Source organism: Cribrihabitans neustonicus (assembly GCF_048820895.1).
Classification (GTDB): domain Bacteria; phylum Pseudomonadota; class Alphaproteobacteria; order Rhodobacterales; family Rhodobacteraceae; genus Cribrihabitans_A; species Cribrihabitans_A neustonicus.
In genome coordinates this window covers 1-1629 of the sequence record NZ_JBMERQ010000035.1, presented here as the reverse complement: position 1 = coordinate 1629, position 1629 = coordinate 1, and the positions used below count along the sequence as shown (strand labels likewise).

Genomic DNA, 1629 nt, shown 5'->3' with positions numbered 1-1629 from the left:
CGTCGGGAACAAGCGCTGCTGCCGACAAGTTATGGCCACGCGCCCAGCCTCCACACAGCGCAGCGTGTGGCCATAACCGGGTCTCAGGTCTCAACAGTGGTTTTGCACAACCACACCGCTGAGGAGACCGGCTATGACCGCCATCCATTCTACCGCCGCGACCTTGCTGGTCGCCATCGACATTTCCAAGCACCGGCACGAGGTTCTAATCGGCATCCCGGGCAAGACGCGCCGCCGCCGCATGACTGTCACCAATACGCTGGACGACTTCCGGCGGCTGTCTGCGGCCCTCGCCAGCTACAATCTGCCGGTTAGGATCGGATTTGAGGCGACCGGCAACTATCACCGGCCGCTGGCCTATCATCTCGGCCAGCAAGGATTCGAACTCAAGCTTGTCTCCTCTGTAAGCCTCGCCCGGACGCGCGAGGCCTTGCACAACAGCTGGGACAAGAACGACCCGAAGGACGCCCAGGTCATTCTGCACATGCTGGAGATCGGAGCGGTGCAGTTCTTCCACGATCCCTTGGTGGTCGGGACGGCGGACATTCAGGAGCTGTCGAAGACCCACGAGATCGTCTCACGCTCGAAGACCGAGCTCTGGCACCGCATCCTGACGCATTATCTGCCGCTCTACTTCCCCGAGGCCCAGCGGTTTCATCGCAGCTCTCGGACCGACTGGTTCCTGGCGTTCCTCGAGAAGTATCCGACACCGACGACGATCACCACCATGAGCCGGGAAGTCTTCATCGCTGACGCATGGCAGGTGGTCGGGCGGAAGGTCTCCAAGGAACTTTTGCTTTCAGACATTTACGCAACGGCCGTCGACTCTGTTGGTTTACCCGTAAGTCCGGAGTCCGACGCGGTTCGCATGTTCCGTCTGGTTCTTGCCGAAGGCAGAAGTCTTGTCCGCCAGCGCAATGAGATCGAAGCGAGAGCCGTCGAGCTTCTGTCTGATCTACCGGACTATCAGCTGCTGACGACCATCCCCGGCATCGGTCCTATCAATGCTATGACCATTCTGGCAGAGGCGGGTGATCTGCGCCGGTTCCGGCACCATCGGCAGTTTCTCAAGTTCTGCGGCATGGACCTCGCCACCGTGCAGTCCGGCATGTTTCGCGGTCAGAGCCGGATCTCGAAGTACGGCAATGCCCGTCTGCGACGCACACTCTGGATGGCCGGCCAGACGGCCGTGCTCAAGCGGACCAACAGCTTCCGCGACAAGTTCGAGCGCTACATCTCGAAGGATCGACACAACGCTCATCTGCGCCGTAAGGCCTACACCGCAATCGCGGCCAAAATGGCGCGCACCGTACACGCCGTGGTCAATCACGGCGAACCCTATCGCCCCTTCTTCGAGGGGGTGAGCCCGGGCGGAAGGACCTCTCTCTGACTGAGCCGTGGAGGCAGTTATCTGACCTCGTAGATAATGTTCGGGCTTTCTGCTAGGGATTTGGGATCTCGAATAAAGGACGGTGAGGGCCGCCAGGGCGCGTACCCTGTGTTTGCTATGGAAGAGATCAATTTTTGACGGCAGAACCCGTCTGGGCAAACCTGCCAGGGCGTTCGGGACTCCGGATGCTCCATGACTTGCTGACCTAAGCAGCCGGAATTTCCCGACATAGGACGTTG

1 protein-coding gene is annotated in these 1629 nt (G+C 60.1%); it reads left to right on the top strand.

The genetic code is table 11. The features are described 5' to 3' along the window. Positions 1 to 133: 133 nt before the first annotated feature. Positions 134 to 1390 (top strand): IS110 family RNA-guided transposase, encoded by a 1257-nt coding sequence (locus ACOHWE_RS20100; protein ID WP_420668520.1) that lies wholly within the window; start codon positions 134 to 136, stop codon positions 1388 to 1390. The last annotated feature ends 239 nt before the right edge of the window (positions 1391 to 1629 follow it).

Bases quoted from the DNA above. Each gene is read 5' to 3' on its own strand.
- ACOHWE_RS20100 (WP_420668520.1), top strand. From the start codon at position 134: ATGACCGCCATCCATTCTACCGCCGCGACCTTGCTGGTCGCCATCGAC.